Genomic DNA, 8314 nt, shown 5'->3' with positions numbered 1-8314 from the left:
TACAAAAAAACTAAACCAATAGCCAACCAAAGAAAGCAAACAGTATAGAAGTAAACCACAACAAAAAGAAAACCACCGCAATAATCAAAAATGCAAGTCTAAAGGACAGCTGCTGATTGTTGGCGACTTTTTCTTTTGCTGAAACAACAGCCTTCCTCTTTTACTTTATAACATCGCCCGGTCTTCATTGCTCTTCTTCTTCCGTCTTCCGACCTCCGACTTCCGTCTTCGGACTTTCCCGTCTTTTCTGTCTTTTCCGACTTTACATTCTTCCATAATATTTCCCTGCCGGCGCAGCATTTGGCGCAAAAATTTGTCTAACTTACAGGCAACCCCCAGGAATATATGACCGAGGAAGCCATTGTACAAGGCTGTTTGAAACAACAGGCATCAGCACAAAAAGCATTGTATGTAAAATACAGCGCAAAAATGCTGTCGGTGTGTTACCGCTATGGCCATAACCGAGAGGACGCCGAGGATATGTTGCAGGAAGGTTTCATTAAGGTGTTCTCACAAATCCACACCTTTAAAGGCCAGGGCGCTTTTGAAGGCTGGATCCGGCGGATTATGGTGCATACTTGTATCAACATCCTGAAAAAGAACAAAAAGTTTAATGAAAGCGTGGACATACTGCAGGCCTCCGGTTTGCATACCCGCGATGAGGTAGTGCCGTCCATCATCCAGGCAAAACAGGTGGTGGAGTGTATCAGGCTACTGCCCATTGGGTACCGCACCGTGCTGAACCTGTATGCGATTGAAGGATTTTCGCACAAGGAAATAGGACAGATTTTAGACATTGAAGAAAGCACCAGCCGCAGCCAGTACACCAGGGCCAAGGCCATGCTCGAAGACGTGCTGATCCGTAAGAACATCATTCAGAAACCAAAAACGGATTACCTGATTGCAGCATCCGGTAGCAAATAAGCGGCTTGCAAATGCTGACTGATTATGGAGAGAAAGTTTCACCAGGACGATTTTGACCAGTTTCTAAAAGATAATGCTGACGATTTGCGCATGAAGCCATCCGCTGCTGTTTGGGAAAACATTTCCAAAGAGCTGAACCGGAAAAAGCGCAGGGTCGCAGCCCTTCTTTTGGCTGGTGTCATGCTGCTATCGGGCGGCTTGTTTACCTGGTATACCCTGACCCTGCCCGATGAAAAAACTGCTGGCGTTCCTCAACTGCCGACACAACAAATAGCCATTCCGGCTCAAACAAACCCTGCCCTTTTTGTAGCAAATAATAACGCAGCAACTGGAGCTATTACTGAAACGGCACCAGTTGTTGCACAAATTGCAATCCGCAAATCATCGGTTCAGCGCAACGACAATAAAGCAATAACGGAATCTACTCCTGGTCTCATTGCGCAAAACATTATTACCACTTTGCCCGCAACCAGCGAGCAAACAACAAGCGTCGACCTTGCTGCCGCAGCCACCCGCAACAGCGCGGTGCCGGCCCATTTGCTGCAAGCAGAGAGAACAGGCATGCAACCCCGCCTCCATGGCGTTCAGCAAAGTACATTTAAGGCAAACGCTCCTGCCGCAACAGAGGAACCCGCCATTGCCACTGCACCAAAAGCACAGAAAAGGCGATTGCTGAGTTGGAGCATATTTGCAACGCCTACTGTTAGCTACCGCAAACTTTCCGAAAACAAAACCTTTGAGCGACCTTTCCTGACGCCGGGCACACCGCCAATGGTTTCGGCGCTGTACAACATCAACAACGCGGTGATCCACAAACCGGACCTTGGGCTTGAATTTGGCGTGGCCGCAAAATATGCGTTGACCAATAAATTAAAACTCCGCTCCGGCTTCCAGTTCAACATTAGTCGCTACGATATCAAAGCCTTTTCCTACATCCCCGAAGTGGCCACCATTGCCCTCAGCAACGGGTTTGGTGTAGACTCGGTTCGGGCAGTTTCCAACTACCGCAACTTCAACAACGGCAGCATGTCTAACTGGCTGCAGAACATGTATTTCCAAGCATCGCTGCCGGTGGGCCTGGAGTATGAAGTGGTGGGCAACAAAAAAGTAAAATGGAACGTGGCAGCAGCCATTCAGCCTACTTACATCATCGGCAACAGGTCGTATATGATCACTGCCGATTATAAGAACTATGCCCGTGTGCCCTGGCTTACCCGCCACTGGAACATGAACACCAACGTAGAAACTTTTATCACATTCCAGTCGGGTAAAAACGAATGGCATATAGGCCCGCAAATGCGCTACCAGGCCCTTTCTTCGTTTGTAAAGAAATACCCGGTTAAGGAAAACTTGTTTGATTTCGGGATGAAGGTGGGTGTGACGATTAGGTAGGGAGCAGTCCGATGTCGGAAGACGGAAGACGGAAGTCCGAAGACCGATGTCCGAAGACAGGAAACACGGAAGAGACAATAGAGACGGAAAAGAAGATTTCTCGTTAAAAGCTTTTTTCAAGATATTGAACAGTCCTTCAAGCGTTGCGCCATTTGTTGGCGAAAACTTGAAGGACTTTTTCTTTTCATAACACCGATTGAACCAAAACATCATTGACTCTACCGCCCAACTTTCCTGTCTCTTCCGTCTCTTCCGTCTTTCCTGTCTTCGGACATCCGTCTTCCGACATCGGACTTTCCCTTCCGACATCCGACTTCGCCCTTCCATCTCTTCCAACTATTTTTGCAATATGATAAAAGCATTGCTGCCGCTGGCGGCCCTGCTGGTTTTGGCTGCCTGCTCGGGCGGCAAAAGCAGCGAAGAGGCGGTTGAGTTTTTCCCGGTTTCATCTTATCTCCATAGCCAAGTGTCGCATATCGATTCGTCGCTGTACCCGCTGCGCCAGATCGTGCGGCGCAACGGCGTTTCCGACACCACATTCCTGCACCGCGTAGCGTTTCGCAAAGCCGCTGCCGATTTTTTGGCAGTGCCCGATATTGCCTCTGAAAAGTGGCGCGATGAATACACCGAAACCCGCCACTACGACGACATGCTGAAGCTGGCTGTTTTTTCCTATAAACCCAAAGACGAAGACGGGCCGGTGCTGCAGCAAGACGTAACTATTGAACCCAACGCTACTGAAGGCGATGCGGTGCGGACCATTTTTATCAACCAGATCATAGACCAAGGCGACAGCTCGGTGCAAAAGAAAATGTTGTGGGAAGTGGGCCGCCGGTTCCAGGTGGTTACCACCGTTTCCCGTCCCGGCGCTGCCGATGACGTTCAAACGGCCGAAGTTTGGTGGGGGCCCTACCCTTCGGCAGAATAATTGAAGAAGGTTCCATTGGCTCCAGTTATTCAAAAGATTCAAACGTTGTCGATGCATTGATGTTCACCGTTAGTTTAACAGGAACTAAATACGCCCAAAGCCTTTATCTCGTTTAACACAGGGAAAACTGGAACACCCGTTATTTGGCCGATTTTATTTCGGCAGCAACCTATTATGACACAACCTGAATTTCAACATATAGCGCCTACCCTGCCGCAAAACCCGGGCATTTACAAATACTTCAATGCCTCCGGCGAACTGTTGTATGTAGGCAAAGCCAAAAACATCCGCAAACGCGTTTCCTCTTATTTTAATAAAACATACACCACTTACAAAACCCACGAACTGGTGAAGCGCATTGCCCGAATTGAGTTTACGATTGTGAACTCGGAGCAGGATGCTTTTCTGCTGGAAAACTCGCTGATCAAGCAGTACCAGCCCATGTTCAACATTAACCTCAAAGACGATAAAACCTATCCGTATATCGTTATCAAAAACGAGGAGTTTCCAAGGGTGTACCTTACCCGCCAAAAGCTGCCCGATGGCGCACAGTATTTTGGTCCTTACACATCGGTGGGCAAAGTGCGGGACCTGCTAAATTTCATCAAGCAAACCATTCCGCTGCGCACCTGCCCGTTGCCGCTAACGCCGAAAAACATTGAAAAAGGCAAATTCAAGGTTTGCCTCGAGTACCACCTGGGCAACTGCAAAGGCCCCTGCGAAGCGCGGCAATCTTTGGAAGATTACAATGAAAATATCCAGCAGGTAAAAAACCTGCTGCGCGGCAACCTCGGCCCGGTGATCCAGCATTTCAAGGCCGAAATGAAAGGCCATGCGCAAAACCTGGAGTTTGAAAAAGCAGAGCAAACGCTTAAGAAAATATCTTACCTCGAAAGTTACCAGGCACGCTCCATTGTGGTGAGCACCAGCTACGAACACCTCGATGTTTTTTCCATAAAAAAAGACGACGGCATTGCTTACGTCAACTACCTGATGGTGCAAAATGGCGCTATTATTCAAACAAAAACATTGAAGCTGGAAGCGCAGCTGGACGAAGGCGAACCGGAAGTGCTGGCATTTGCCATGGCGCAACTGCGCACCACGTTTGGCTCCGAAGCAAGGGAACTGGTTGTGCCTTTTGAATTGGAATACGAAGAGCCCGAAACGGCCCTCACCATACCGAAAGGCGGCGACAAAAAGAAATTGCTGGAGCTTTCGGAAAAGAACGTACAGTATTTTATTGACGAACAAAAGAAAACCGACCGCCTGAAACTGGGCGCCCAAAGTGCAGACAAGACGCCCGTTTTGGAAATGATCCAACGCGACCTGCAACTGCCGGCCCTGCCCATCCACATCGAGTGTTTTGATAACTCCAATTTCCAGGGTAGCTACCCGGTATCGGCAATGGTGTGTTTTAAATACGGCGAGCCCAGTAAAATGGATTACCGCCAATTCAATATCAAAACGGTGCAGGGCATCAACGACTTTGCTTCGATGAAAGAAGCGGTGTACCGCCGCTATAAACGCCTGAAGGCAGAGAAACGAACCTTTCCGCAACTGGTAATCATTGATGGCGGCAAAGGGCAGTTAAATGCAGCCCAGGAGGCCATTGAAGAACTCGACCTTTCCGGCACCATGACGCTTGTGGGTTTGGCAAAAAATGAAGAGGAACTGTTTTTTGTGGGCGACCAGCAAAGCTTAAAGCTGCCCTTCGACAGCGCCAGCCACAAAATGATCCGCCGTATCCGCGATGAAGTGCACCGCTACGGCCTCACGTTTCACCGCAACCAACGCAGCAAAGGGACGTTTAAGAACGAGCTGGAAGAAATAAAGGGTATTGGCAAAAATACCGCCAGCCAGTTGCTTAAAGCTTTCCGATCAGTGAACGGCGTACGCAAACAGCCGGAAGAAGCGATTGCAAAAGTAGTGGGTGCCTCGAAGGCAAAAATTATATTGAATTATTTCAGCGAGGGAAATGAAACTGCGCAGCAAGCGCAATAAAAAAAATTAGGGGCCGGATAGAAATCCAGCCCCGTTTAAAATCCAATATCCTATGAAAAACCGATGTAAAAATAGGCGCTTTGGTGGTTACGGAAATCAGGTATTTCCCGCAATTTGAAAATATGTTTTCCACATGGTGATACTGCGCATTTTGACTGGCATCGAATTACGTTACTGCTTTTGTTCTTGTTTAAATATTTGATGGATAAGCTTTTACAAGAAGCAGATTCCCTCCAACGATGATTAGCCAAAGCTTCAGCTTACCGTTGTCGATAGAATTTGACCGCTATTCTAAACTTTAGAAGTGCCTGATTCGACGCCTAGTCCACTTCATCATAAAACATAAAAAACCCGCAGTGTTCGCTGCGGGTTTTCGTTTTAAAAATTAATCCTTTATTAGTACGACCAGAGATCCTGCTCGTAGTTGAAGATGCGTTCTTTGATGTTCTCGCCTTCCAGCAGCGCCAGGATCGGGTCCTTAATTTGCTGGCGGATGGTGCGGTTGTTCGGGTTGTCCAACGTGCTCTTGATTACATAAGAAGAGAACATACGGGCCTCAAACAATTCCTCCCAGGTCATGCGGTGCATACCCATGTTCTTGGGGTTGTACACATCGTTGTTGGCGAGAATTGGGCGCAGATCGGGGTAGTACACCCAGAACATTACCGACGAACCACGCTCCTGTCCATTGGGCAGGTAGAGGGTTTTCAGCGGCGCAATACCAATGATGCGCACAAACATGCGGCTTGCTTCGCGGTCGAACACCCACTCTTCTTTCAGGCGAAACTTCATTACTGAGTTGGGATCGAAAGAAGCTTGCGTTACAGTGTACTTAACGATCTTATTCGGGTCGTTAATGTCACGAACAGGCACGGTATCGGCGGCGCCACCAGCGGTGAGGCTGCTGATGCTCATCGAATCGAGCGGGGTGGTGAAGCGATCATCATTTGAGCTAAACGCTGTTACCTGGCCGCTGCGCACTGCACGAAGCAGTATCTCGATAAAGGTTTGGTTACCGTTATCATCCTGTCCCTGGTAGCGGAACGGCATGTTCATTTTTTCCCGCAGGTCGATTTCGCGCCATACTTTTTCAGCAAAAAGGGCGTCGTCCCAGCGCAGGTGCTCGTACGGCAGCGGAGTGCGGTCATTGAGCATGCTTTTATCATAAGCACCATCCTGGCGGAGCGAACGGGCTGCGCTATCGCTGTACACCGAACCTTTGTCTACTTCAATGGGAATGTTTCCATAAGGATTGTAGCCAGAGGGTGCAGCAGCGTTGTTGTTCTGCTGGGTTTGTTGCTGGCCGGCATCACCCGTTTGGGTATTGCCCGTGGTGCCGGTAGTGTTGGCACGGCGGCGCGGGGTGCGCTGCGCCTGCACATCAGCTACTGTAACAGTAACCAACAGGAGAAAAAGGCTGATTTTTATGAGTTGGCGTTTCATACGCTTCAATTATTTAATGTAATAAACCAATGAAGGCAACTTGCGGCTGCGGCCGTCGGGACCAGCTGCTCTCAGATCGATGGTAACGGTTTTACCGGGGGTCAAACCTCTTACAATGCGCTGTGCTTCTGTATTCCAGGCGTTGCCCTGAACAGTAGCTTCCACAATATCACCGTCGTCTGTGTCGGCGGCAATGGTGTACTGCGTTACGGTGTATTTCAGGTCAAAAGGAAAATCCTTAATGTAAGCTGCTACACCGGCCTGGGCTTTGAACGCACCTGCTGGTACATTGTCGCCCGAAGCATAGCCACCAACTGAACCAACTGGATCAGGAATGTTGCGTGTGCGGAAGGTAGATGCACCTACCACTTTGCCGTCCACCGATACCGTAATGCGGCAGTCATCGGTTTGACTGTTTACCTTGGCAATGTATTTACCGTTGCCTACACGTGTTAACGAACCACCGCCACCGGATATTGTGGCCTGCACTTTATCATCGCCACCACCGGAGGCTGCAATGGTAATGGGGTTGTCTACACCAATGTAGAGTACGTTCATTTTATCCAAGGCAATAGAGGCGTTGGCCTGGCCAACAGTGTACTCAATTGCTTTGGTAATGGTTTTAGGATTGCCGTCTTGGTCTACATAACGAATGGTAACCGGGATGGAGTTGGTACCCATCGAGCTAACATTGGTTTTCCAAACTGCCATGCCTTCTTCGTTGATGGGCACAGTAGCACCGCCAATTTGAACCACTGGTTTTGCATCCGTGCTAAAGGCACCGATACCTGCATTGATCTGAAGTTCCTGGCCGGGCATGAGGTAGTTGGAGCTTTGCCCAACGATGGCTGCAAACTGGTTAAAACGAACTTTTACCTGGCCCACCTGCTCGTGGAACAGGGAAACCACGCGGTTTTCAGAAGTTTTAACGTCGTTCTGGAATTTCGACAACATGGTGAGTGCCGCAACGGTAGGCACCATGTGGAAGTAAGTGCCTTCCCAGGTACGTACGCTGCTGTTACGTGATTCCGGAATGTTCAGGTCAATTTGCTTCAGGTAATTGTTAACCTGTGTACCCAGCTCAGGCGCAATAGCAGCCATTTGCTTTTTGTATTGATCCAGGCGGGTGTACAGTTCCTTTCCTTTTCCTTCTTCAACCATGATGCGGGTAGCTACATCCTGATTGTCTTCTTTAAAAGTAGAGTCACCGTTGGTGGCGGGGTCGAAACCGGCACCTTTGAGGATGTCTTGCTTCAACTGGTTGATGTAGGCATTCAGGCTGTTGGTCAGCTGAACGGCCTGTGCTGCTTTGGGCGCCCATTCGGCGGCTTTGGCAGCGCTTTCCGGTTCGCTTTTTTTCTCTTCAAACGAAGCCATGATGGTCTCCGTTGAGTTGTTGATGGTATTATTGGTCGACGTCAAGCTTCTGTCAACCGTTTTAAAGGCATTGAGGATTTCCGCCGATACGTTGAGGGCCAGCATGGCCGTCAGTACCAGGTACATCAGGTTAATCATCTTCTGCCTCGGCTCTGCAGGTAGTGCCATAATATTATAATGCTATTTGCTGGAAATTTATAAAGTGGTATTCAGGATTTTGGATCTTACAGTATATAAATATTAGCTATT

Annotated in this window: 6 protein-coding genes; 4 read left to right on the top strand and 2 right to left on the bottom strand. The window is 48.8% G+C overall.

Features of this window, described 5'->3' with window-relative positions:
• Positions 1-345: 345 nt before the first annotated feature.
• The 4 genes from DRJ53_RS16045 to uvrC all read left to right on the top strand — a co-directional run bounded on the left by DRJ53_RS16045 (position 346) and on the right by uvrC (position 5245).
• Positions 346-924 (top strand): RNA polymerase sigma factor, encoded by a 579-nt coding sequence (locus DRJ53_RS16045; protein WP_114236668.1) that lies wholly within the window; start codon positions 346-348, stop codon positions 922-924.
• A 24-nt stretch (positions 925-948) separates the two neighbouring features.
• Entirely contained in the window at positions 949-2316 is a 1368-nt protein-coding gene (locus tag DRJ53_RS16040; RefSeq protein ID WP_114236667.1) for a porin family protein, read from the top strand.
• A gap of 349 nt (positions 2317-2665) precedes the next feature.
• Complete coding sequence (locus DRJ53_RS16035) at positions 2666-3244, top strand: hypothetical protein (RefSeq protein WP_114236666.1); 579 nt, start codon at positions 2666-2668, stop codon at positions 3242-3244.
• 174 nt (positions 3245-3418) lie between these two features.
• Positions 3419-5245: an excinuclease ABC subunit UvrC gene (gene uvrC / locus DRJ53_RS16030; protein ID WP_114236665.1), complete on the top strand. Its 1827-nt coding sequence runs from the start codon at positions 3419-3421 to the stop codon at positions 5243-5245.
• A 396-nt stretch (positions 5246-5641) separates the two neighbouring features.
• Here uvrC and porN read toward each other — a convergent pair whose 3' ends face one another.
• Both porN and porM read right to left on the bottom strand, forming a co-directional pair.
• Positions 5642-6688, bottom strand: coding sequence for a type IX secretion system ring subunit PorN/GldN (gene porN, locus DRJ53_RS16025; protein ID WP_114236664.1), 1047 nt, complete (start codon positions 6686-6688; stop codon positions 5642-5644).
• A 9-nt stretch (positions 6689-6697) separates the two neighbouring features.
• Positions 6698-8233 (bottom strand): type IX secretion system motor protein PorM/GldM, encoded by a 1536-nt coding sequence (porM, locus tag DRJ53_RS16020; RefSeq protein WP_114236663.1) that lies wholly within the window; start codon positions 8231-8233, stop codon positions 6698-6700.
• Positions 8234-8314: the final 81 nt, after the last annotated feature.

Origin of the sequence: Paracnuella aquatica (assembly GCF_003332885.2) — a bacterium.
GTDB classification, from domain to species: Bacteria; Bacteroidota; Bacteroidia; order Chitinophagales; family Chitinophagaceae; genus Flavisolibacter; species Flavisolibacter aquaticus.
Note: the sequence above shows the minus strand (reverse complement) of the source record. Positions and strands in the feature narration are given on the sequence as shown.

Bases quoted from the DNA above. Each gene is read 5' to 3' on its own strand.
- porN (WP_114236664.1), bottom strand. From the start codon at position 6,688: ATGAAACGCCAACTCATAAAAATCAGCCTTTTTCTCCTGTTGGTTACT.
- DRJ53_RS16035 (WP_114236666.1), top strand. From the start codon at position 2,666: ATGATAAAAGCATTGCTGCCGCTGGCGGCCCTGCTGGTTTTGGCTGCC.
- uvrC (WP_114236665.1), top strand. From the start codon at position 3,419: ATGACACAACCTGAATTTCAACATATAGCGCCTACCCTGCCGCAAAAC.
- DRJ53_RS16040 (WP_114236667.1), top strand. From the start codon at position 949: ATGGAGAGAAAGTTTCACCAGGACGATTTTGACCAGTTTCTAAAAGAT.
- DRJ53_RS16045 (WP_114236668.1), top strand. From the start codon at position 346: ATGACCGAGGAAGCCATTGTACAAGGCTGTTTGAAACAACAGGCATCA.
- porM (WP_114236663.1), bottom strand. From the start codon at position 8,233: ATGGCACTACCTGCAGAGCCGAGGCAGAAGATGATTAACCTGATGTAC.